The organism is Aureimonas fodinaquatilis, from assembly GCF_008369445.1.
In the GTDB taxonomy this organism is placed as follows: Bacteria; Pseudomonadota; Alphaproteobacteria; order Rhizobiales; family Rhizobiaceae; genus Aureimonas; species Aureimonas fodinaquatilis.
The window spans coordinates 107667-130356 of sequence record NZ_VTWH01000006.1; the positions used below are offsets into that span (position 1 = coordinate 107667).

The 22690-nt window shown below is 57.2% G+C and carries 20 protein-coding genes; 9 read left to right on the forward strand and 11 right to left on the reverse strand.

Annotation, left to right across the window (positions count from 1 at the left end; genetic code table 11):
• Positions 1 to 33: 33 nt before the first annotated feature.
• From FPY71_RS17925 to FPY71_RS17935, 3 genes are all read right to left on the reverse strand, one after another.
• The gene (locus FPY71_RS17925; protein WP_149301715.1) at positions 34 to 1317 is read right to left on the reverse strand and encodes a hypothetical protein; all 1284 of its coding nucleotides are present in this window, start codon (positions 1315 to 1317) and stop codon (positions 34 to 36) included.
• Between the two features lie 126 nt (positions 1318 to 1443).
• Complete coding sequence (locus FPY71_RS17930) at positions 1444 to 1701, reverse strand: hypothetical protein (RefSeq protein ID WP_149301716.1); 258 nt, start codon at positions 1699 to 1701, stop codon at positions 1444 to 1446.
• Positions 1702 to 1957: 256 nt separating this feature from the next.
• Positions 1958 to 3130 carry an MFS transporter gene (locus FPY71_RS17935; RefSeq protein WP_149301717.1) on the reverse strand — a complete coding sequence of 391 codons (1173 nt, stop codon included), beginning with the start codon at positions 3128 to 3130 and terminating at the stop codon, positions 1958 to 1960.
• A gap of 103 nt (positions 3131 to 3233) precedes the next feature.
• Here FPY71_RS17935 and FPY71_RS17940 point away from each other — a divergent pair, with 103 nt between their 5' ends.
• A complete protein-coding gene (locus tag FPY71_RS17940; protein WP_149301718.1) occupies positions 3234 to 4139 on the forward strand; it encodes a LysR family transcriptional regulator in 906 nt (301 codons plus the stop codon).
• A gap of 26 nt (positions 4140 to 4165) precedes the next feature.
• Here FPY71_RS17940 and FPY71_RS17945 read toward each other — a convergent pair whose 3' ends face one another.
• Positions 4166 to 5095 (reverse strand): MBL fold metallo-hydrolase, encoded by a 930-nt coding sequence (locus tag FPY71_RS17945; protein ID WP_149301719.1) that lies wholly within the window; start codon positions 5093 to 5095, stop codon positions 4166 to 4168.
• A gap of 89 nt (positions 5096 to 5184) precedes the next feature.
• On the opposite strand from FPY71_RS17945, the gene FPY71_RS17950 reads away from it, so the two are divergent.
• Positions 5185 to 6099: a LysR substrate-binding domain-containing protein gene (locus FPY71_RS17950; protein WP_188052409.1), complete on the forward strand. Its 915-nt coding sequence runs from the start codon at positions 5185 to 5187 to the stop codon at positions 6097 to 6099.
• A gap of 6 nt (positions 6100 to 6105) precedes the next feature.
• Here FPY71_RS17950 and FPY71_RS17955 read toward each other — a convergent pair whose 3' ends face one another.
• From FPY71_RS17955 to FPY71_RS17985, 7 genes are all read right to left on the reverse strand, one after another.
• Positions 6106 to 7923, reverse strand: coding sequence for an ABC transporter ATP-binding protein (locus FPY71_RS17955; RefSeq protein WP_149301721.1), 1818 nt, complete (start codon positions 7921 to 7923; stop codon positions 6106 to 6108).
• Position 7924: 1 nt separating this feature from the next.
• Positions 7925 to 9706, reverse strand: a complete 1782-nt coding sequence (locus FPY71_RS17960; RefSeq protein ID WP_149301722.1) for a gamma-glutamyltransferase family protein — start codon at positions 9704 to 9706, stop codon at positions 7925 to 7927.
• 21 nt (positions 9707 to 9727) lie between these two features.
• Positions 9728 to 10597: an ABC transporter permease gene (locus FPY71_RS17965; RefSeq protein ID WP_149301723.1), complete on the reverse strand. Its 870-nt coding sequence runs from the start codon at positions 10595 to 10597 to the stop codon at positions 9728 to 9730.
• Positions 10594 to 11541 (reverse strand): ABC transporter permease, encoded by a 948-nt coding sequence (locus FPY71_RS17970; protein ID WP_149301724.1) that lies wholly within the window; start codon positions 11539 to 11541, stop codon positions 10594 to 10596. Before FPY71_RS17970 ends, FPY71_RS17965 begins: the two co-directional genes overlap by 4 nt.
• Before the next feature lie 87 nt (positions 11542 to 11628).
• A complete protein-coding gene (locus FPY71_RS17975) occupies positions 11629 to 13146 on the reverse strand; it encodes an ABC transporter substrate-binding protein (RefSeq protein WP_149301725.1) in 1518 nt (505 codons plus the stop codon).
• On the reverse strand, positions 13143 to 13937 hold the full coding sequence (locus tag FPY71_RS17980; RefSeq protein WP_425457913.1) for a FadR/GntR family transcriptional regulator: 795 nt from the start codon (positions 13935 to 13937) through the stop codon (positions 13143 to 13145). The genes FPY71_RS17975 and FPY71_RS17980 overlap by 4 nt, the downstream gene beginning before the upstream one ends.
• 155 nt (positions 13938 to 14092) lie before the next feature.
• Entirely contained in the window at positions 14093 to 14806 is a 714-nt protein-coding gene (locus FPY71_RS17985; RefSeq protein ID WP_188052410.1) for an IclR family transcriptional regulator, read from the reverse strand.
• Between the two features lie 180 nt (positions 14807 to 14986).
• Between FPY71_RS17985 and FPY71_RS17990 the strand changes: the two genes are divergently transcribed.
• The 7 genes from FPY71_RS17990 to FPY71_RS18020 all read left to right on the forward strand — a co-directional run bounded on the left by FPY71_RS17990 (position 14987) and on the right by FPY71_RS18020 (position 22646).
• On the forward strand, positions 14987 to 16219 hold the full coding sequence (locus FPY71_RS17990) for a CaiB/BaiF CoA transferase family protein (RefSeq protein ID WP_149301727.1): 1233 nt from the start codon (positions 14987 to 14989) through the stop codon (positions 16217 to 16219).
• Positions 16220 to 16291: 72 nt separating this feature from the next.
• Entirely contained in the window at positions 16292 to 17317 is a 1026-nt protein-coding gene (locus tag FPY71_RS17995; RefSeq protein WP_149301728.1) for an ABC transporter substrate-binding protein, read from the forward strand.
• Positions 17318 to 17320: 3 nt separating this feature from the next.
• Positions 17321 to 18196, forward strand: a complete 876-nt coding sequence (locus FPY71_RS18000) for an ABC transporter ATP-binding protein (protein WP_149301729.1) — start codon at positions 17321 to 17323, stop codon at positions 18194 to 18196.
• A 37-nt stretch (positions 18197 to 18233) separates the two neighbouring features.
• Positions 18234 to 19031 carry an ABC transporter permease gene (locus FPY71_RS18005; RefSeq protein WP_149301730.1) on the forward strand — a complete coding sequence of 266 codons (798 nt, stop codon included), beginning with the start codon at positions 18234 to 18236 and terminating at the stop codon, positions 19029 to 19031.
• On the forward strand, positions 19028 to 20041 hold the full coding sequence (locus FPY71_RS18010) for an NADP-dependent oxidoreductase (RefSeq protein ID WP_149301731.1): 1014 nt from the start codon (positions 19028 to 19030) through the stop codon (positions 20039 to 20041). Before FPY71_RS18005 ends, FPY71_RS18010 begins: the two co-directional genes overlap by 4 nt.
• 14 nt (positions 20042 to 20055) lie before the next feature.
• Complete coding sequence (locus tag FPY71_RS18015; protein ID WP_246160713.1) at positions 20056 to 21492, forward strand: NAD-dependent succinate-semialdehyde dehydrogenase; 1437 nt, start codon at positions 20056 to 20058, stop codon at positions 21490 to 21492.
• The gene (locus FPY71_RS18020) at positions 21492 to 22646 is read left to right on the forward strand and encodes an iron-containing alcohol dehydrogenase (RefSeq protein ID WP_246160714.1); all 1155 of its coding nucleotides are present in this window, start codon (positions 21492 to 21494) and stop codon (positions 22644 to 22646) included. The genes FPY71_RS18015 and FPY71_RS18020 overlap by 1 nt, the downstream gene beginning before the upstream one ends.
• Positions 22647 to 22690 lie beyond the last annotated feature (44 nt).

Below are 22690 nucleotides of genomic sequence, written 5' to 3' on the forward strand. Positions count from 1 at the left end.
TCATCCCAATGCATGCGGATTGTCCAAACGACCTTACGACCCGCTAGAAAATTTCGAACGGTGCCTTTCCTCCGGGGCGACCCAGTTTTCAATGAACTCTAGCGGATCAACGCTTCCCATCACTGATCTGGCGAGCGCTAAACGTCCTTCTAAACGCTTCCGACGATCGTCATCCGCGCTGTTCAAGCGCTCTGTTGCATCCGCGAAGAAGAGCTCTACGGTTATCGCTTTTCCCCACTTCTCGATAATCTCAGCCAACTGCTGCCGACTGTCAGCGAGAGCCTGGGCTGTCTTTCGCGCATCTTCCTCCCGTTCGTAGCGTTCCCACCGCTCCTTCTGCTCTTTTTTCCTCTGCTCCTCCGCCGCTTCTTCGGCCTTCATAAGGCGTTGTAGATCAGCTTTGGACGCACCTAACATTTCGACAATTTCTGGGATCAGGCGCTCAAGCGACTGCTGCTCCGTTTCCTGCCAGTTGCGAGACCACTTGACGCCCTTTTTGGGTGAGTAGGCAACGATCCGAAAACGCCCGCACGGCATATCCTGTTCGGTTGTCCACGAGTGCGTCAGTTGCCAAGATTTGGCTGAGCGTATGAGCTTGCTGTCCTCACGATGATAGTCGCCATTGAAGTAGCGCATCGTTACGCGCTCGGTCATCTCGGTGATGGCGAGCGCGACTGGCACCATGTCGATATAAAAAACAGTCGGCCTGTCAGGAGCCCAAATGCTTCCTGAGTGGTATCGACCGTATCTACGATCCTTTCGCTCGACCTCTTGTTCCCCGACATGAATCCGCAGAAGATTGTCGGCGGCGGGCGCGATGTGAACGCGGTAACCTTGCTCATCAAGCGCAAGATACAGAGCGTTGGCGATGGAGAGAGCACGCAGAAGCGCGGCTTCTGATGAGATCAGATCCGGCAGAATCCTCTTGTAGGGCCTGAGGAACTCGCTGTTCTTGACCTCCCGTGTTTTCCGCAAATGTTCTTCTGCACCAAAAAGCAGCGGGTGACGAACCGGGCGGCGAGTTTTTGCAACGAGCTTTGGCTTGCGCGCGGCTCGTTCCTCCATCGTTCGCTTTTTGCGCGGTTTGACGGCTGGGGGCACGATATCGATGGTCTCATCGGATGCTTCTGGCAAGGAAGGTAACTCTGCCGGAAGTCCTAAGGACTTGCGGGTCCAGTACCCCGATCCGGGATAGGGTACTTGATATCGTTTGCAGATGGCTGCGAGTGCGGTGCCGGAAATTCCGAGCTCCGGTGCGACTTTGCTGAGTGGCCTTTCACAGACCCATTTATAAAGCTCAAGGCGTGTCACCTGCATAGCGAATGTCTCAATTTCCTCAACATCGATATCGCATTGCAGGTACACGCATTGACCCCGTCTTTTGAGGGGGATTCTGTCCTTTTCTAGTGCCAGTTTTAGAGGGCTATGGCGTAGACGTAGCTGTCATCTCCACCCGGCGTGGCGCACCATTTCCTTTTGATAAACAGTTGAATTTAGATTTTTTCGTTGCCGCTCCTCTCTGAAATTTCCGTCTGTTTTGGAGCATGGCAAAACTTGCTGGAACGCGACGGACGCAGCCGACCAGATTTCGGCACCGGAAAAAACGAATCCAAATTTGATCATATCTCGTGCGATGCTTTCCTCACAGATCGCCGGCCGGTCGCAAAAATCAACTTTAATCAGGTCAGAAGTGAGCCGCATCAGTTACGGCTCCACGTTGCCAGAGGCGTAGGCCACGCACCTTGCACTGAGGGTTGCTCCTTCAAATCACTAGCCAAAAACCGATGAAACTGAGCTATCTGAATGAGAAGCTTGATGGCGGCACAAAAACTGATCCACGTAAGATCAAAATTTCATCGAAGCTTTGACGAGCCATATGAAGGCTGCACCCGATAACAAGCAAATTAAAGATCATTTTCAGTGGCTCGGCGGTCGGTGACGGAGAGATTTATGCCCCCTAAGTGCAGGCTGTTGCCAGGACGGGCTGCTTGCTTGCCCTGATGGCAAGCAGCGCTGCTGCAATGGAAAACAGCGGAAATATTGCAGCAACCAGTGGCACCAGGGCAAGGCCCGGACCATAGGCGATGGCCATTCCACCCGCCCAGGCTCCTATGGCGTTGCCAAGGTTGAACGCCCCTATATTGAAGCTGGAAGCAAGGCTCTGCCCTGCCCCATCTGCCTTGGACAACACCCACATCTGCAAAGGTGCGACGGTTGCAAACCCGGCCGCGCCAAGCAAGCCGGTAAACGCGATGGCCGCTATCTGGTTGGTAAAGGCAAAAGTCATCAATGCCAAAGTGGCGGCCAGCACTGCCAGGGTGCCAATGATGGAGCGGCTCAGATTGCGATCTGCCAACCTGCCGCCCAGAAGGTTGCCCGCAACAAGCCCGCCACCGAAAATCAGAAGGATGGGAGACACGGCGCTATCCGCAAACCCGCTGATCTGGGTCAGCAAAGGTGCGATATATGTGAAGACGGCAAAAACACCCGCATAGCCAAAGACCGTCGTCAACAGGCCCAGCAGCACCGGCCCACGCGCAATTGCGCGGATGTCGGCCCGCCAGTCGGATGCCTCGGGTTGCGACCGATCCCGCGGCACGAGCGCTGCAAGCACAACCAGTGCCACCAGCCCCACCAGTGTCACCGCCCAGAATGTTGCACGCCAGCCATAATGCTGGCCCAGCCATGTGCCGAATGGCACCCCAAGCACGGTTGCGACCGTCAGGCCTGTGAACATGATGGCGATGGCCGATGCGCGCTTGTCCGGTGCGACAAGACCAGTTGCAACCACCGCACCGACACCGAAAAACGTTCCGTGGGTCAATGCAGTCAAGATGCGCGCCGCCATAAGCCAGCCATAGCTTGGCGCAAGAGCACACGCGGCGTTGCCTATGACGAAGATGACCATCAGCCCGACCAGCACCTGTTTGCGTGGCCAGCGGGCAGTTAGCACTGTCAGGATCGGGGCGCCTATTGTGACGCCCAGCGCATAACCAGATATCAGAAGGCCGGCAGCGGAGATCGTCACATTCAGCTCACGACTGACCTCCAGCAACAGGCCCATGATGACGAATTCGGTGACGCCGATGCCAAAAGCCCCGGCCGTAAGAGCATAGAGTGCCAAATGCATTGTGTTTCTCGATCTTCATTCGCAACTGTGCGGAACACATAGCGGTTTGGTTTTCAATGAAATAGAATGCGCTCAGGAACATCACTTGTGAGATGAAGTCACCATGGCGCGACTTGACGTCAACCGATCCGGCGAAATGGAGATGTTTGTTCGTGTGGTCGAACTCGGCGGATTTTCCGCCGCCGCACGCGCCTCACACATGACACCATCGGCGGTGAGCAAACTGATGACGAGGCTTGAAAACCGCCTTGGCTCGAGATTGATCAACCGCTCCACACGGCAATTGCAGCTAACGCCGGAAGGCTGCGCTTACTACGAACGCGGAACGCGAATTCTTGCAGATCTCGAGGATGCGGAGCGGTCGGCTGGCGTCGGCGAACGCGCGGTGGGTCGTGTGCGCATCAACACCAGTGCCGCCTACTTCAATCATATTCTTTCGTCAGCTTTGCCGGAGTTTCTGGCCGCCTATCCGGATGTCACGCTGGATATTGTTCAAACCGACATGGTGATCGACCTTCTGGCAGAGCGCACCGATGTGGCCATTCGGGCCGGACCAATGAAAAGCTCAAACCTTGTTGCACGTAAACTGGGAGAGACAGCGTTGACCATTGTGGCGGCGCCGTCCTATCTCGCGCGCTTTTCAGAGCCGCGGAATCTGGCCGAGCTTGAACATCACAACCGCCTGGGCCCGGGCTATACCCGAGAGGTCAATGGCTGGCCGCTTGTGAAGAATGGTCAAACGATCATCCTGCCTGCGACCCGCCAGGTGCAGGTCAGCGATGGTGAAGGTCTGCGTCAATTGGCGCTGGCAGGAGTTGGCATTGCCCGCCTGGCCAGCTTTACCGTGAAAAATGACATTGAAGCCGGACGACTTGTACCGATCCTTGCCGATTTCAGTGTCAGTGAGAAGGAGGCCTTCTACGCCGTTTATGTCGGCCAAGGCGGCCCCTTACCCTCACGCGTGCGGGCGCTGCTGGACTTCCTTGCTGATAAGGGCAAGGTCAGCTGATAGGCAGCAGCGCCTGCTGTATGAGCTCAGGATGCGCCCGGCACCACGCCCGTGACCTTGCAGTTTGCGTCGACATGGATTGTGTCGAAGTGGCGCGGAACAATAATCTGAGATTGCGGAGATGCTGCCTTTGCTTCCGCAACGAAGGTTTCGGCCTGCTTCAGGGCTGCATCCTGTGAGGCACCGTAGGGAAACGCCTGCACATCCCAGTGCGTTGCCACCACGACAGGCGGCTGACCAAGCCTGCGCAGCAGCCGGCCAGTATAGTCATGAATATGCAGGCGCGGTGCAGCCGCAGCAACCAGAACCATGGTTGTGTCAAGATCATGCAATTCGCGCTCGATGTAGTTCATGGAGCCAAACATGACGATGCGGTGCTTTCCCCATCGCAGGTAATAGCCAAGCGTGCCGCCCTCGCAATATTCGCACATCACCATTGGTGCAGCGATATCGCGCGGCACTGTGCCACCTTCGTAATAGCGCTTTTCCAACAATGGCGAATGCAGGCTGGGCAGCACACGCATGGAAAACCCGTCAAACTGGTAGTCCTCGCCACCCTTGACCGTCAGCAACTGGTCATCAGCAACACCATTGGCACGCGCAATATTGGTTGTGCTTTCCGTGCCCATCACCAGTGATTTATATTTTTTGGCAATGTGCGGCATGTCCATGCAGTGATTGAAATGAGAATGCGAATGGACAATCAGGTCAGCGCCATCGATGTGCTTGTCGATCAGCGCGGCGTCGGATGGCAGCGCATCATTATCCTTATAAACCGGCCGTGTGTCGCCGGGTGCGGTCGGCGAATCCGCGGCGCCCATGAAACGACCGGAATAGCGCAGCCGCGTAAAATATGGATCCAGCAGGATCGACGTTTTACCATCGGTAATTCGCCATGCAGCGGCCCCGTAATGGGTCAGTTGCAGGCTTACATCCTGCAGATCATTGGTGCTCATTGATATCTCCTTGTTCAAAGCCAGCTTGGCTTCACAAGTGCGATATGACAAATATCATTTTTTGCTCGATTGATATCTGGAATATATCAATGCCCATTGATCTGCGACAGTTGCGGCAGTTCGTTGCCGTCGCTGAAGAACTCAGCTTTCGCAACGCTTCCATACGGCTGAACATGTCTCAGCCGCCCTTGAGCATGGCCATCAACCGGCTTGAGCAGGAGCTTGGTGAAACCCTTCTGGATCGCAACAGCCGCAGTGTACGCCTGACGCAGGTCGGCGAGATTTTTCTGCGCGAGGCGCGGCGCACCTTGGCCCAGGCAGAGCATGCAGTGGATATTGCGCGACGCGCTGGGGACGGAATTGTCGGCAGCTTGCGCATAACATTCGTGGCCAGCGCGGCGCTGGGCGTTCTGCCGCAACTGGTTCGCCGTTTCCGGGAACAGCACCCCGATACGGAACTGAGGCTTGATAGCGATACGACCGGCAGCCAGCTTGCCGCCCTGCGCCATGGGCGATCCGACGTTGCGCTGGTGGTTGTGCCGTTGCAAGACCGAAGCAACATCCGGCTGGTGCCGTTTCGCCAGGAAAAAATGGTTCTTGCTGTGCCGCGTGGACACAGACTGGCGGGCGCGCAAACTGTTGAAATTGGCGATCTTGCCGAGGAAGTTTTCCTCACATTTCCATTTTCCGAAGGGCCGGGTTTTGAAAGCCAGTTCCTTTCAGCCTGCCAGCGCGCCGGCTTTTCGCCAACAATCAGCCAGGAAGTGTCGCAAATGCTCACCAAGCTGATGCTGGTGGCGACAGGTGCAGGGATCGCGTTGATACCAATCGCTTTTACCGCGGTACCGATGCCGGATGTGGTCTTTATTCCGCTGCTCGAAAATGGTGAGCCGCTGGTTTACGACATGGCGTTTGCCGTGCCTGTCAGACACGACAATCCGCTGGTGGAGCGGTTTCTGGACACTGCGGCCAGCTTCGCCCTGCCAAAAGCCGAATGGTCCTGAAGCGCCTCAGGCGATGGCCTCATGCATAACCAGATGGCCCGGCACCACTTCCCGCCAGTGGCGCGCCGGTGGCTCGTAGCCAAGCGGCCTGATCGGGCTTTTCAGCTCTTCAATCGGCTGATTGCGTCGTTCGCTGCGGCGCGTGGGATCCGGCACAGGAACGGCTGACAGCAGCTTTCTGGTATAGGGGTGCTGCGGATCAGCAAAGATCTGCTCGCGGGTGCCGATTTCCACAATCTCGCCAAGATACATGACTGCAACACGGTGGCTCATCCGCTCCACCACGGCCATGTCGTGACTGATGAACAAAAACGCGATGCCGTGGCGCTCCTGAAGGTCCATCAGGAGATTGCACACCTGCGCCTTGATGGAGACATCCAGCGCCGAAACGCTTTCGTCTGCCACAATAACTTCGGGCTTGAGGCCAAGCACCCGTGCAATGGCAACCCGTTGGCGCTGACCACCGGAAAACTCGTGCGGGTAACGATCCAGCATCACCGGATCCAGCCCCACCTGCCGCAAAAGATCGCCCGCCATGTCCCGGGCACCCTTGCGATCAACGATCCGGTGCTTCAGCAGCGGTTCGGCGACAGTCTGGGCAATTGTCATGCGCGGATTGAGACTGGAAAACGGGTCCTGGAAAATCATCTGGCCGCGGCGGCGCAGACGCAACAGTTCGGAATGCCCAAGCTCTCGCACATTCATTCCATCCAGCACAACGTCGCCAGACTTTGGCTCGACCAATCGCAGAATTGCACGCCCGGTCGTGGACTTGCCACAGCCTGACTCGCCAACAAGACTCAAGGTTTCGCCATGGAAAAGATCAAAGGACACTTTTTCGACGGCATGAACAGCACCGGTGGGACGGCCGAGAATATCTGAGCCGGATTTGAAGCGGACAACCAGATCACGCACCGACAACAGCGGCGCTGCATTGCGGTCAATATCTGATGCAACAGGTGGCAAGGGCTTTGGCTCGCCGGTTGCCGGATCAATGGCCGGGAAACGCAGTGGCTTTGCCTCGCCCTCCATGGAGCCGATGCGCGGCACAGCCGCCAGCAAGGCCCGCGTGTAAGGATGCGTGCCGCGCGCAAAAATATCCTCTGTCGTGCCGGTTTCCACAAGGTCGCCGCGCAGCATAACCAAGGTTCGGTCGGCTATTTCTGCCACAACGCCCATGTCATGCGTGATGAACAGCATCGCCATCTGTTCCTCGCGCTGCAATTCCTTGATCAGGTCAAGAATCTGCCCCTGGATGGTCACGTCGAGCGCGGTTGTCGGTTCGTCCGCAATCAACAGCCGTGGCCGCGCGGCCAGCGCCATGGCAATCATGATGCGCTGGCGCATGCCACCGGAAAATTGGTGCGGATATTCGTCAATGCGTTGGGCGGCATTGGGAATGCGCACACGATCCATCATCGCCAGCGCTGCCTTGCGGGCCTCACCTTTCGACATTTTCCTGTGCCGGGTCAAAACCTCGCCAATCTGGCGTCCAACCGTGAACACCGGGTTCAGCGAGGTCATTGGCTCCTGAAAAATCATGGCAATGTCGCGCCCGCGCACATGCCGCATTTCACCTTCCGACAGCGTCAGCAGTTCGCGCCCGTCCAGTTGCACCGAACCCTCGATGCGCGAAGCTGCGGGATCCAGAAGCCGCATGATCGACATGGAGGTCACGCTTTTGCCAGACCCGCTTTCTCCCACGATGGCCAGCGTTTCGCCCGGCGCGACATCGAATGAAATGTCGCGCACAATGCTTTTCCAATCGCCATCCGAACGAAAGGAAGTGGTGAGGTTTTTGACGGAGAGAACGGGCCGGGTCACATCATCTTCCCACTGCGTAGGCCTGCATCAAACGCGGCGTTGCCGCCGCACGCACCAGACCGGAATCTTCACGGCGGGTTGCAGTCAGGCGTCCGATATCCCAGTCGCCAGCAACGGTCACGTCGTGGCCGCGCCTGCGCAACTCGGCAATGACATCTGCGCCCACGCGCGACTCAATCATCATTCCGGCTGGAACCCGCGTGCGCGGGAAGAAAGAGCCGGGGAAATGCGTTGAGTGAAACAGCGGCTGGTCGATGGTCGCCTGCATGTTGCGGCCATGATTGACGTAGCGCAGGAAGAAAACCAGCTGCCACTGGTCCTGCTGGTCACCGCCTGGCGTACCAAAGGCCAGCCGCGGTTTGCCATCCTGCAGAGCAATGGACGGAGTCAGCGTTGTCCGCGGGCGCTTGCCCGGCGCAAGAGAAGACGGCAGACCTTCTTTCAACCAGAACATCTGCGCCCGCGAATTGAGGCAGAAACCCAGTTCCGGAATGATGGGCGAGCTTTGCAGCCAGCCACCCGAAGGTGTGGCCGATACCATATTGCCCCAGCGGTCGATGACATCAATATGAACGGTGTCGCCTTTCTTGTCGCTCAAATGCGCCATTGTCGGCTCGTAAATCGCACCAGTGCCGAGATTGTTGAGCAGGTTCAGCATCTCTTCACGCTGCGTCTCAAAACCCGGAACCGTACCCGGATTAAGGTCACGCGCGGCTGTTTCACCAATTTCCTTACGCCGGGTCGCCGCATAGGCTTCGCTCAACAGCGTCTCCATCGGCACTTTGCTGAAGGCCGGGTCGCCGTAATAGATCTCGCGGTCGGCAAAGGCCAGCTTCAGGGCCTCGACCACCAGATGCACGAAGTCTGCGCCATTGGGATCAAGCGATGCGAGGTCATAGCCTTCAAGAATCTTCAACCCTTGCAACAGAACCGGTCCCTGCCCCCAAGGTCCGGTCTTGGCAATCGTCCATTCCTTGTAGCTGCCAAATTGCGGCTCTTCGATCGTGGCCGACCAGTTGGCCATATCCTCAGCGGTCAGCACGCCACGGTGCTTTTTGCCGCTGGCGTCCAGAACCTCATTATTGCGGACAAAACTGTCAATCGCCTCGGCAATGAAGCCGCGATAGAATGCATCGCGAGCAGCATCAATGCCCGCCTCACGACCCGGCTTTGCTTCAGCCTCTTCCAGCACCCGCTTCCATGTTTGCGCCAGAGCGGGATTGCGGAACAACTCGCCCTCCTTTGGCACTGTGCCACCCGGAACCCAGGTTGCGTAAGAGGTTGGCCACTCGGTTTTAAAGAACTCTTCCAGTCCTGAAATTGCATCTGCCACAAGACCCAGCAAGGGGTGGCCGTGCTCGGCATAGTGGATTGCCGGCTCCAGAACAGTGCGCAGCGGCAGCGTGCCATAATCGCGCAGCATCAGCATCCACGCATCAAATGCACCCGGAATAACCGTTGAAAGCAGCCCGTCACCAGGAATGAGGTCCAGCCCCTCGGCCCGGTAGCGCTCGATTGTAGCGGCGGCGGGTGCTGGTCCCTGCCCGCAAATGACCTCGGTCTTGCCGGTCTTGGCGCTATGGATAATGGCAGGCAGATCACCTGCAGGCCCATTCAGGTGAGGCTCCAGAACCTGAAGCGCAAGACCCGTGGCAACTGCCGCATCGAAGGCATTGCCGCCAAGTTCGAGCATGCGCATGCCAACGGATGTGGCGATCCAGTGGGTGGAGGCGACAACGCCAAAAGTACCAACGATTTCAGGGCGGGTTGTAAAGGCTGTCATGTTTTGTCCGTTCAGTATGTGTCAATTTTCGCGCGGATCGAGCGCATCACGCAGCCCGTCGCCCAGGAGGTTGAAGCCAATGACGACAAGGAAGATTGCAGCACCCGGCCACATCGCCATCCACGGTGCCTGATTCAGAAAGTTCTTGGCAGTGCTGAGCATGGAGCCCCAACTGGCCTCCGGTGCCTGCTGCCCAAGGCCAAGGAACGAGAGGCTTGCCTCGGCAAGGATTGCCGCGGCAATAGTCAATGTCGCCTGCACGATGATGGGCGGAAGAATATTCGGCAGGACATAGCGGCTCATGATCTCTACATGTCCCAGGCCGACCGAGCGTGCACCCTCGATATATTCTTCGCTGCGCACGGCCAGAACCTGGCCGCGCGTCAGCCTGATGAAGATTGGCGTGGCTGAAAGACCAATCGCAATCATTGCATTTGTCAGGCTCGGCCCGAGAAATGCGGCAAGCGCGATGGCCATGACCAGAAAGGGCAGGGCCAGCAGCGCGTCGGTGAAGCGGGAAATGACAATATCCGTCCAGCCACCAAAATAGCCGGCAATCAGCCCGATGGGCACGCCAATGACCACGGCGATTGTTACCGAGACAACACCTGCAAGCAGCGAGGATTGCGCACCCCAGATCATGCGGGAAAGAATGTCACGACCAAGGTCGTCCGAGCCCATCCAGTATTCTGCCGAGGGTGGTTTGCGAATGGCGGTCCAGCTTGTTTGCAGATGGTCTGCAATGGGCAGCACGGGGGCAAGAATTGCCAGTGCGGCAATGATGGAGACAATGACAAGACCGACAAGCGCGGCGCGATTGCGCCGAAACTTCTGCCAGCCACGGCTGCGCGATGTGGAAGCCTTTGGTAAGGTGGCGGCTGACATCGTCATTGCGAAGCCCTGATACGCGGGTTGCAAACGCCGTACAGGATATCGGCGATGAGATTGACGATGAGGAAGCCGATGGCGGTGCAAAGCACAACGCCCTGAACAACGGCGTAATCACGGTTGAAAACCGCGTCCACAGTCAGCTTGCCAAAGCCTGGAATGGCAAAGATCTGCTCGGTCAACACTGCGCCCGCCATCAACTCACCAAACAGAACAGCAGTCAGTGTGATGATGGGCAGAACCGCGTTGCGGAAGGAATGGCTGAGAATGACCTCGCGGCGGGTCAGACCCTTGGCCCGTGCCGTTCGAATGTAATCGGACTTGAGAACCCCCAGCATCGCCGAGCGCGTATGGCGCATAATGGTTGCAGCCAGTGCAGTGCCAAGAACAAAGGATGGCATGATCATAGTCTGAAGTGAACGTACCGGATCGCTGAAAAATGGCTCATAACCCGAAGCAGGCAACCATCCGAGTTTGACCGACACCAGCAGAATCAACATGATGCCCAGCCAGAAATTGGGAATGGACATGCCCGAAAGCGCAACGAAATTGGCCAGCCAGTCAAACACACTGTTTTTGTAGACAGCGGCAATAATGCCAGTGGGAATGCCGATGGCGAGTGCGAACATGATCGACATCAGCGCCAGTTGCAGAGTGACCGGCAGTTTCTGCAAAATCAATTCGAGAACAGGCTGGTTTGTGCGCAGGGAAATCCCGAAATCGCCTGTGACAACGCCCCCAAGCCAGCGGATATACTGCAATGGCACCGGATCGTTGAGGTGATATTGCTCGCGCAGGAACTCAAGGGTGGCTGGATCCCGCTCCTCACCGGCAAGCGCCAGTATCGGGTCACCGGGCAGCAGCTTCTGCAGCAGAAACACGATGATCGAAACAATGATCAGTGTTGGCAGCGCAACCAGAATTCTCTTAGCGATATATGGAATCATGTTTCATCGTCGCCACAGGTTCAATCATCAGGGCCAAATCGGAAGTTGTCCCCCTCCGGAAAACAGGCCCGGAGGGGGAAACCAGGATCAGTCGGCCAATGTCACGCCGTTCAGGCGGATCATGCCATCGGGATAAAGCTCGAAGCCTTCCACACCCTTTTTCATGCCATAGACATAGGATTCATGAGCAAGGTACAGAATTGGCACTTCATCAATGAGAGTGGCTGTCGCCTGGTCGTAAAGCGCCTTGCGCTGATCGAAGTCGATGATCGTGCGCGCCTCGTTCAGGACACTGTCAACTTCCTCATTGCAGTAACGCGTGTCGTTCAGCCCGGCACCACAGGTCACAAACTGGTGGATGCTGCCGTCCGGATCAGGACGCCCTGACCAGTTCATGCGGCTGAGCTGGTAGTTGCCGGCAGTCTGTTCCGAAAGCAGGGTGGCAAATTCCGTCGCACGCAACCGGACATCAAAGCCGGCTTCCGCGACCATTGCCTGAATAACCTGCATCATCTGGGTCACGACAGGATTGTTCGGGTGCTGAAGCTCAATTTCAAGACGTTCATGGCCTGCCTCGGCAAGCAGGGCCTTGGCACCTTCGACATCACGTTCTTCAACCGGAAATTCGCTGTTGTACCAGATGCTGTTCGGCGGGAAAGGCTGGTTGCCCGCTGTAGCCTTGCCATCATAAACGATCTGAATCAGCGCTTCACGATCAATCGCCTTGGAAAACGCCTGGCGAATCCGCTTGTCTTCACCGATTGGCGTCTTGGCGCGTTCGCCATTGCCGACATTCATGTAGATGGCGATGTAACCAAGGCTGGTTACGTCCAGGACCTTCAGGTTCGGGTCGGCCTCAACTGTGCCGGCGTCGGTTGCTGCCATACGCTCTACAAAGTCCAGATCACCGGAGCGCAGATTGGCGAGGCGGACGGTGGAATCAGGAAGTGGCAGAAACGTCAGCTTGTCAAAATGATAGTCATCGGCATTGCGATGTTCGGCAAACTTTTCAAGGACGACGCGGTCCTGCTGAATACGCTCTACAAATTTGTACGGGCCTGAACAGACCGGTTTCTGACCAAAATTGGCGCCCGCCTCTTTGGCGGCAGTGGGCGAAACCATCATGCCAGCGCGGTCGGAAAACTGCGACAGAAGCGATGCGTCGGGTTTTGCCAGAGTGATTGTGACCTGATATGGGCCAGTCACTTCGACCTTTTCAACAGATGCCAGTTCCGACTTGCGAACGGATTCCGGCAAGGTTTTGCCGCGCTCGATGTTGAAGGCAACGGCCTCGGCGTTGAAAGGCGTGCCATCGTGGAAAGTCGCATTTTCCACGAGGTTCATCACCATTGTCAGCCCGTCATCAGACAGCGTCCAGTCGGTTGCGAGCTGCGGAACAATCTGCACGTCCTTGGAGATGTCCACAAGCTTGTCGCACAGGCTGGTGTAAATCAAACGACCGGCAAAAGTGCGCGACTGCGCAGGGTCCAGCACGTCCGGATCATCCTGCATGCCAATGCGCAGATCGGCGGCAGCGGCCGGACCGGCGAGAGCAAGCGCCAGTGCTGCTCCCCACGCATAGCTGTAAACGCTGTGTCTTTTCATCTCTTGAATGCTCCGTTGTTTAAGAATCCAGGGTCTTCACTGTCTTTTTCCACCGGGCCAACCGCGCCATCCAGCGACGTTTGCCGCATAAGACTTTCCTGAAGGATCAGAAGGTGACTGCTCATCGCCTCGCCTGCGGAAACAGGATCGCGCCGGGCGATACAGTCTACGATATGCAGATGCTGTTCGGTCGTAACATCGCCGGAACGATTGGTATTGCGTGCCCGTTCGCGGACTGCCCGCCATGCTTCGTCCTGGCGAATGCGGTTCACTGCGTCAAAAAGCGAAAGAAACAGCCGGTTTCCGGCCGCCAGCGCAATAGAGCGATGAAGCTGGCCGTCCCACAATTCGCGCTCATCAAAATCTGTCAGCTGGCCAATTTTAACCGCCAGCGCGCGCATGCGTGCCACATGCTCGGGCTTTGCACGCAAAGCCGCCAATTGCGCCAGCTGCGGCTCCAGCCGCAGCCGAACTTCCATAATCTCGATGAAATCCGTTCTGGAAACATCAACCAGCCCGGTCTCGAGCAAAGCGCCCTGCCCGCCGAAAAAGGTGCCCGCACCTTGCCTGCGTGATAAGACGCCTTCTGCTTCCAAAGCCTCCAATGCACGGCGCACTGCCCGGCGACCAACGCCGAAAAGTTCAGCAAACTGCCGCTCTGTTGGCAGCTTGCCATCGGCAGGAACTTTGCTGTTCTGCAGGTAATGGCGCAGTCGTTCCAGCGCGACATCGGAATTGCTCCCGTCCTCGTCCAGCTTCACCACGGAACTGTCATGGAAATTACTGCTCACGCCCCGAACCAATCTCTTGAATTGGTCTCAGATTAACACCTTAAGTTAGCAAGGCAAGCATCAATCATAGGCAACAAAAGCTCGTTTTTGGAGCATATGGTCTAATTTTCAGGCCATTGCGGGTTGTTTATGCCGCGAACCTGCGGGCGAACCAATCAATCAACCCAAGTGATTCTTGCACCGAGAATATCCGAGAGCGCTTTGGCTTCCCGCAATAGATGCGGCCCCATCATCTCGCAGAGTTCCGGGGTGAACCGACTTTTTGGGCCAGACAAGGTCAATGCTCCAATCAGAACGGTGCTGGAGTGCTGAAGTCCGAAAACCGGCACGGCAGATGCCGCAACATCAGGCACTCTTTCGCCGAATGAGAAGCGCGGCAAAGTGCCTTTTGCGACTGTGGCGCTGTCCTGGCCGAGTTGCAGTGCGTAATCAACCAGCACGTGGCCCGCTGCCCCCTGCTTCAGCACCAGCGTTTCTCCCTCCACCACGTGGTCACGCACGGTGTGGCTGGAATCCTCGCGAAACAGGCAGGAGCGCCCTTCACCGCTTCGGATGAAGAAAGAGGCGCTTTCCCCTGTTGCCTGAAGCAACCGTTTCAAAGCGGGGCGGATATATTCCTCCAGCTTCAAAGACCGCTGGTACAGGCTGCCCAGCCGCAGCAACTCCGGTCCCAGCGAATAGGATTTGTCCTGCGTGCGGACAATGAAACCCTCCCGCTCAAGCGAGGCAACCAGCCGCAGAATGGTGCTTTTGTAAAACCCTGTGCGCTCTGCGATCTGCGCCAGCGTCAGCTTTCCTGAATGCATGTCGAAGCTGCGCAAAATCAAAATTGCGCGGTCAACTGCTTCCACACCCTTTGGCTGAGACACGGCCGGATTCCGCTTTTCCTGATCCTTAATCATAGCTGCTTTTCTCACGCGGTTTGAAGGCCGACAAGACACCACTTGACAACCCTGCGCGATTTATCGTTCTATTAGTCAGAATTAAGTTCTGCTAGACAGAACAAAATGCCAGGGTGGAAGCTGGCATCGGAGGATACTGGGAGACCCATGACGCATTCTGACGCTAAACCGCTTCGTGGCCTGCGGGTGCTCGATTTTGGTCACACGGTAATGGGGCCTTCCTGTACTATGGTGCTTGCCGATCTGGGTGCGGAGGTCATCAAGATCGAGCCGGCTCCGGCTGGAGATCCGACCCGCAATCTTCGAGGATTCGGGCAAGGATATTTTGGCTATTTCAACCGCAACAAGCGCAGCCTCTCCATCGACCTGAAAACTCCTGAAGGCCATGAAATTGTCCGCCGTCTGCTTTTGAGTGCTGACATTGTTGTGGAGAATTTTGCGCCCGGAACAATGGAGCGACTGGGATTGGGTTATGACGCCATCCGGCAGATGAACCCTCGCATCATCTTTGCCAGCCTGAAGGGCTTTCTGGACGGGCCCTATCGCGAGCGATTGGCGCTTGACGAAATTGTGCAGATGATGAGCGGGCTTGCCTATATGACCGGACCTACCGGCCGCCCCCTGCGAGCAGGCACCTCGGTCATCGATATTGCTGGCGGCATGTTTGGTGTGATTGGCATTCTGCTGGCCCTGCGTGAACGTGAATCCACTGGCAACGGACAGAAGGTTGAAACCGCGCTTTTTGAAACAGCCGTCTTTTTGATGGGCCAGCATCTCTGCTATGCCGCGCAGTCGGATAAGCCAATTCCGCCAATGCCCGAACGCGTGTCGGCATGGGCAGTCTATGACCTGTTCACCCTGGCTGACGGAACCCAGATGTTTGTGGGCATAACCACCGACCAGCACTGGAAGCGGTTTTGTGCCACGCTGGACCGCGACGATCTGGCGTCAGACGAAAGCCTTGCAACCAACAATCAACGCATCAAGGCGCGCGACCGCCTGATGCCGCAATTGCGCAAGATGTTTCTGACACTTGATACAGAGGCGGCCAGCGAACTGTGCCTTAAGGCGAGAATTCCGTTCGCCTCGGTCGCCCGGCCGGAGGACCTGTTCAACGATCCGCATCTCAAGGCGACCAATGGCTTGCTGGAGACCATTCTTCCCGGCGGCATTAAAGCCGGGCTGCCACGACTGCCAATCGTTATGGAAACTGCCAATACGGATCTGGTGTCCAGTCCGCCGCAGATTGGCGAAGACAGCGATGAAATCCTTCTCGCTGCCGGATACAGCCGGTCCGAGATCGAACGCCTGATAAAATCTTCGGTGATTTACGTCAGCCCGACATCGAGTACCGAAGAGGCTTGCGCCGCAAATTTTTGAACATCTTTAACCACCGGCTTGGAGAGCCAACACATTGCCGACCATATTGGCGGCAAATCTGGGAGGACTAGCATGAGGAAATTTTTCGTTGCCACCGTTGCCGGCCTGACGCTTGCAATGGCATCAGCGCCATCGATCGCGCAGGAGCTGGAACGCAACAATGTCACGCTCGCTGTCGGCGGACGCGTGGCGCTTTACTACCTTCCGTTGAACATTGCCGAGATCAATGGCTACTTTGCCGAAGAGGGCATCAATGTCGACATCGTCGATTTTCAGGGCGGCTCCCGCTCTGTTCAGGCGGTCGTTGGCGGCAGTGCGGATATTCTGGCCGCAGCCTTTGAGCACTCCGTCACCATGCAGGCACAGGGGCAGCCTCTGACCAGCTTTGCGCTTATGGGCCGTTATCCCGGCTTTGTGCTGAGCGTGACACCGGAAATTGCCCAGAACTGGGATGGTATGGCCTCGCTCAAGGGCAAAAATGTCGGCGTGACCGCACCCGGTTCCAGCACCAATAAAATGGTTGATCTTCTGCTGATCGGCGAAAACCTGGCCCCTTCTGACGTGTCTATCGTTGGCATTGGAGCAGGACCGAGCGTTCTTGCTGCATTCCAGAACGGTTCTGTTGCCGCCACTGTGCAAGCAGACCCGGCAACCACGCTGCTGGAGCAGGCCGGACTTTCCGTGCCGGTGGTTGACACCCGTAACCTGGAAGGAACGGAACAGGTTTATGGCGGTCCGATGCCTGCCGCGGCGATGATGGCAACGACGCGTTTTGTTGACGCCAATCCCAAAACTGTCCAGGCACTGACCAACGCCGTTGTTAAGGCACTGGAATTCATCGACAATTCTTCCCCTGAGGAAATTGTTGCAGTTCTGCCGCAGGAATATCTGATCGGTGGGGACGAGGCCGCCTACGCCAAGATGCTGGAACTGGTGAAGCCAGCTTTTTCGCCGGACGGACTTTTGTCTGAAGAGGCTGTCGAAACCACTTACAACGCGCTCAAGATCTATAATGAAACCGTTCGCGCCGCGGGCGAAATCAATCTTGAAGCCACTTACACCAACAGCTTTGTTGAAGCTGCCCATGGAGCGGAATGACCCATGAACGCTGTCAAGCCACTCAACGCTGTCTCACCGGGTGGTGAGGCAGCGGCATTCCAGCCGGAAACCGCGGTGCCCGCGCTGGGCATCTATGATGTCACGTGCACATTTCCGGCGCGCGGCAATCCGGGTGGAACCTACACCGCCGTTCGCGACACCACGATCACCGTGGCGGATGGCGAATTTGTTTCGATTGTCGGACCGACCGGTTGCGGCAAATCCACTCTGTTGAACGTTGCTTCGGGGCTGCTTGGCCCCAGCACGGGGCGCATCGAGATTTTCGGCGAGCCGCTGAAAGGTATCAACCGCAAGGCTGGATACATGTTTCAGACGGACGCGCTGATGCCTTGGCGCACGGCGTTGGAAAATGTGGTTGCCGGGCTTGAGTTCAACGGAGTGGACAAACGCGAGGCCGAAGCGCGTGGCGTTGACTGGATGGCGCGTGTCGGACTGGCCGGATTTGAAAAGAGCTACCCTCACCACCTGTCGGGCGGCATGCGCAAACGCGTGGCCCTTGCGCAGATGCTTATCATGGATCCCAAGATCATATTGATGGACGAGCCGTTCAGCGCGCTGGATGTGCAGACACGGCAGCTCATGGAAAACGAGCTCCTGGACCTTTGGCAGGCCGACCGCAAATCGGTGATGTTCATCACCCACGATCTTGAAGAGGCCATTGCCCTTTCAGACCGCGTGATCGCCCTTTCCGCAGGGCCGGGCACGCACCCGATTGGCGAATTTGTCATCAACCTGCCGCGCCCGCGCGACGTTGCAGACATCCGTCATCTCGATGAATTCAATAATCTTCACGCTCAAATCTGGGATGTGATGAAGGAGGAGGTTCTTAAAGGCTATGCCCAGCAAAAGCAGAAGTAGCGTTTTGGACGCTCGTGTAAATCGCAAGAGTTGGGCGATGCGCCTTTTCCCCAACGACAAGAACCTTCTTCTTTATCACCTGCTGATCTTTGTCAGTTTTATCGCGTTCTGGAAGTCGCTGACGGCCTTCGATCTGATGTCGGCATTTTTCGTCGGCGATCCGTTCATCGTTTTCCGCCGCATCATCGACTGGTTCCTTTCCGGAATGATCTTCCGGCACCTGCTTGTCACGCTGACTGAAACCGTGGTGGCGTTTGTCATTGGGTCTTTGCTGGGCCTGATGGCCGGGCTGTGGCTGGGATTGAGTGAATCGGCCTCACGGCTGGCCTCGCCCTATCTCAAAGGCTTCAACGCCATGCCACGCGTAATCCTTGCACCGATCTTTTCGGTCTGGTTCGGACTTGGCATGACGTCCAAGATTGCCCTCGGTATCACACTGGTGTTCTTTGTGGTGTTCTTCAACGTTTATCAGGGCGTCAAGGAAGTTAGTCCGGTTACTCTGGCCAATGCCCGCATGCTGGGTGCCTCGAAGCGACAGTTGCTGCGTTCAGTCTACATTCCTTCGGCTACAAGCTGGGTGTTCTCCAGCCTGCACGCTGCCGTGGGCATGGCCTTTGTTGGTGCCGTTATCGGTGAATACATGGGTTCGGCTGCTGGTGTCGGCTATCTCATTCTGCAGGCTGAAGGCCTTTTCGACATCAATGGCGTGTTTGCCGGGGTCATCCTTCTGACATTTTTTGCCATTGCCCTTGATGCAATCGTAACCGTTGCCGAAAAACGTCTGTTGCACTGGCAGCCGCGCGATGCCGCAACTGTTGGAGGTGCTGTGACATGAGCAGCACCCCTGCCACCAATCGCCAGATCAGGTTTGCCCGCCATCCGGAGGGCATGCCTGACACTGAATGTTTCACGCTGGAAACACGCCCTATTGAGCCATTGGCCGAGGGGCAGGTCCGGGTGCGCAATCACTATCTTGCGCTGGACCCCTACATCCGTATGCGGATGGAGAAAAAGGATTCCTATGCGCCGGTGATGGCGCTGGGCGACGTGCTGATCGGCCGTACTGCCGGGCAGGTTGTGGAAAGCCGCGCGCCTGGCGTTGCAGAAGGTGCATGGGTTGTCGGGCGGCTGGGCTGGCAGGATTACAGCACCGCCACCCCGTCGGAACTTCAGAGCATCGATACTGCCAAAGCTCCCGCCTCTGCCTATCTGGGTGCGCTTGGGTCAACCGGCGTTACCGCCTGGGTCGGGCTGGTTCACATTGGCGGTGTTCGTGAAGGCGAGTCCGTGCTGGTGTCTGCAGCCTCCGGCGCGGTGGGCAGCGTTGTAGGCCAGTTGGCCCGTCGCAAAGGCTGCCGGGTGGTTGGCATAGCTGGCGGCGCGCGCAAATGCGGCATTGTGCGGGAAAAATTCGGCTTTGATGACTGCATCGATTACAAGGCCGACGATTTTCTTGAGAAAATCGGACAGGCAGCGGGAGATGGTTTCGACATTTATTATGACAATGTCGGCGGCCCTATCTTTGATGCAGCCCTGCCGCTGATGCGCAATTTCGGCAGAATTCCGCTGTGCGGTCTGGTGTCACAATACAACGCGACCGAGCCATATGGCGTGAAAAACATGCGCGAAGTCTTCAACAAGCGCCTGACCATCCGCGGATTTGTCATTTCAGATCACCGCGATGTTTTTGCAGCCGCCACCAGCGAACTCGAAGCCGCTTATGCCGATGGTGACCTTGTGTATGAGGAAACCATTCATGACGGGCTTGAGAACGCGCCTGCGTCTTTTGTGTCCATGTTGCAGGGCGGAAATGTTGGCAAGCAACTCATCCGAATTGTAACTTAGTAATGGAATCTGACATGCACGCTCCTCTCTTCATCGATGGGCAGTGGATCGAAGCGCAAGCCACAGCCACTGTCTTCAATCCGGCCAGCGGGGAAGGCATCGGCACAGTCAGCCGGGCCGATGCGGCCCTGCTTGACCGCAGCCTTGAAGCAGCCCGCAAAGGCTTTGCACATTGGCGCAATGTGCCGGCCCACGAGCGGGCGGCCATCATGCGCAAGGGCTGCGATATCATTCGGGAACGTGCACAAGGCATCGGGCGCATTCTTTCCGCCGAGCAGGGTAAGCCAGTTGCTGAGGCGGTTGGTGAAGTGCAGACCAGCGTCGATAATCTGGAATGGATGGCAGAGGAAGCCACCAGGGCTTATGGACGTTTGCTGGTTCCCCGCACGCCGGGAATTGAGCAGATTGTTCGCAAATCCCCCATCGGCCCGGTAGCCGCCTTCACGCCATGGAATTTTCCTGCGCTGACGCCGATGCGCAAGATTGGCGGGGCGCTTGCAGCCGGATGTTCCATCATTCTCAAGCCGTCTGAAGAAACACCGTTCACCGCGGTTGAGCTGGTACGCGCTTTTGCCGATGCTGGCGTTCCAGCCGGCGTTATCAATCTTGTGTTCGGCGACTCCCGGCTGATTTCCGGGCATCTGATTGACTCGCCGATCATCCGTAAAATCACCTTCACCGGATCTACCGCGGTTGGCAAGATTTTGCAGGCGCGCGCTGCACAGGGTGTAAAACGCGCAACCATGGAACTGGGCGGGCACGGCCCTGTCATTGTTTGCGATGATGTGGATGTCGACAGTGCTGCCCGACTTGCAGCGAAATCGAAGTTCCGCAACGCCGGACAGGTCTGCACGAGCCCGACGCGGTTCTTTGTGCAAAAGGGTGTCTACGAGCCCTTTGTCGAGGCTTTCACAGCAGCCACCAAGGCCCTGCGCATTGGAGAGGGCACTGAAGACAAGGTTGATATGGGGCCGCTGGCCAATGAGCGTCAGCTCAAAGCTGCGGAAAGCTTTGTTGCAGATGCTGTGGCAGCCGGTGCCAGGCTGACCACTGGCGGCAAGCGAATTGGCAATCGCGGGTTTTTCCATGAGCCAACTGTGCTGGCCGATGTGCCGGACAGCGCTCGCATCATGACGGAAGAACCCTTTGGACCGGTTGTGCCATTCCAGTCATTCGACACGCTGGACGAAGCCCTCTGCAAGGCCAACAGCCTGCCCTATGCACTGGCCGGTTATGTGATGACCCGCTCATTGTCCCGTTCGGCGCGGTTGAGTGAAGAGATAGAGGCGGGAATGGTCGTGGTGAACCACTTCAGCGTTTCCACCCCCTATTCTCCATTCGGCGGCATGAAGGAAAGCGGCGACGGGCTGGAAGGCGGCATTGAGGGTCTGGATGCCTATCTGGTCAGCAAGACAGTGACGACGCGCGTTGCAGGCGGAGATCTCGACTGATGATTGGAACACCGTCACTGCAAGCGCCTGACACGATCAGTATTCTGCAATTTCTCACCACAGTGCATTTCGGCTTCGGCGCATCGCAAAGGTTGCCCGCTCTGCTTGAGCAGGTGGGAAGCAAAAAGCCCTTGATCGTTTCGGATCACGGAGTGGCCAAGGCAGGGGTGCTCGACCAGGCGCTGTCTGCCCTGAATTCGGCGTCGGACCATCCACGCTTCCTTGATACGCCGGCAAACCCGACCGAGGCAGCCGCCCGCGCAGGCGCTGATTTCTATGTCAGACAGGGCTGCGACGCCGTTATTGGTGTGGGTGGCGGGGCCGCGCTGGATCTGGCGAAGGCCATTGCCATTCTTGCCACAACGGACGCACCGCTGTGGGAATTCTGCAACCGCCACAGCGCATCGCGCCCGATAAAAAACCCTGCTCCACTTCTGCTGATGCCCACCACGTCCGGCTCCGGCAGTGAAGTCGGGCGCTCTGCAGTCATTGTTTTTGACAATGGCATCAAGGCCGGGGTCGGGGCATCGGGTCTGGTGAGTGCCGCAATCTGCGATCCGGACCTGACATTGCGTCTGCCTGCCAGCGTCACGGCCGTTACGGCAATGGATGCGCTTTCCCACTGCATCGAAACCTATTCTTCGCCGGTGGCCAACCCGCCATGCGACGCCATTGCGCTGGATGGCCTGAAGCGTGGGCTGGCCCATGTGGAAAACGCCGTTGCCAATGGCGCGACTGACAAAGCGGCACGCTGGCATATGATGATGACATCGCTGCAGGGTGCCGTCTGCTTTCAGAAAGGCATGGGAGCAGTGCATGCACTTTCCCATCCGATAGGCGCGCTTGGCCATCATCATGGCACGCTGAACGCCATCTTCATGCCTTCTGTGCTGCGCTACAACCGGCAAGCGCTGGGCGATAAGTATCAGGCTTTGACCGCTGCACTGCCCGACGGCGCTACCGGCGACCTTGCCGACCATCTGGACAACCTCAATGACAGATTGGGCATACCGCGCCGCCTGTCACAGTTGGGTCTGACGGTTGAGCAACTGGACGCCATTCCTGAGAAGGCGTTGCTCGACAATGCTCACAAGACCAATCCCCGTCAGATCGATGCTTCCGGCTATCGAGAGCTGATCGCGACGGTGTTTTAAAAGCAGAAATTGCAAGCTTTGCGCAGCAAAGCGGGGAGCCGTTC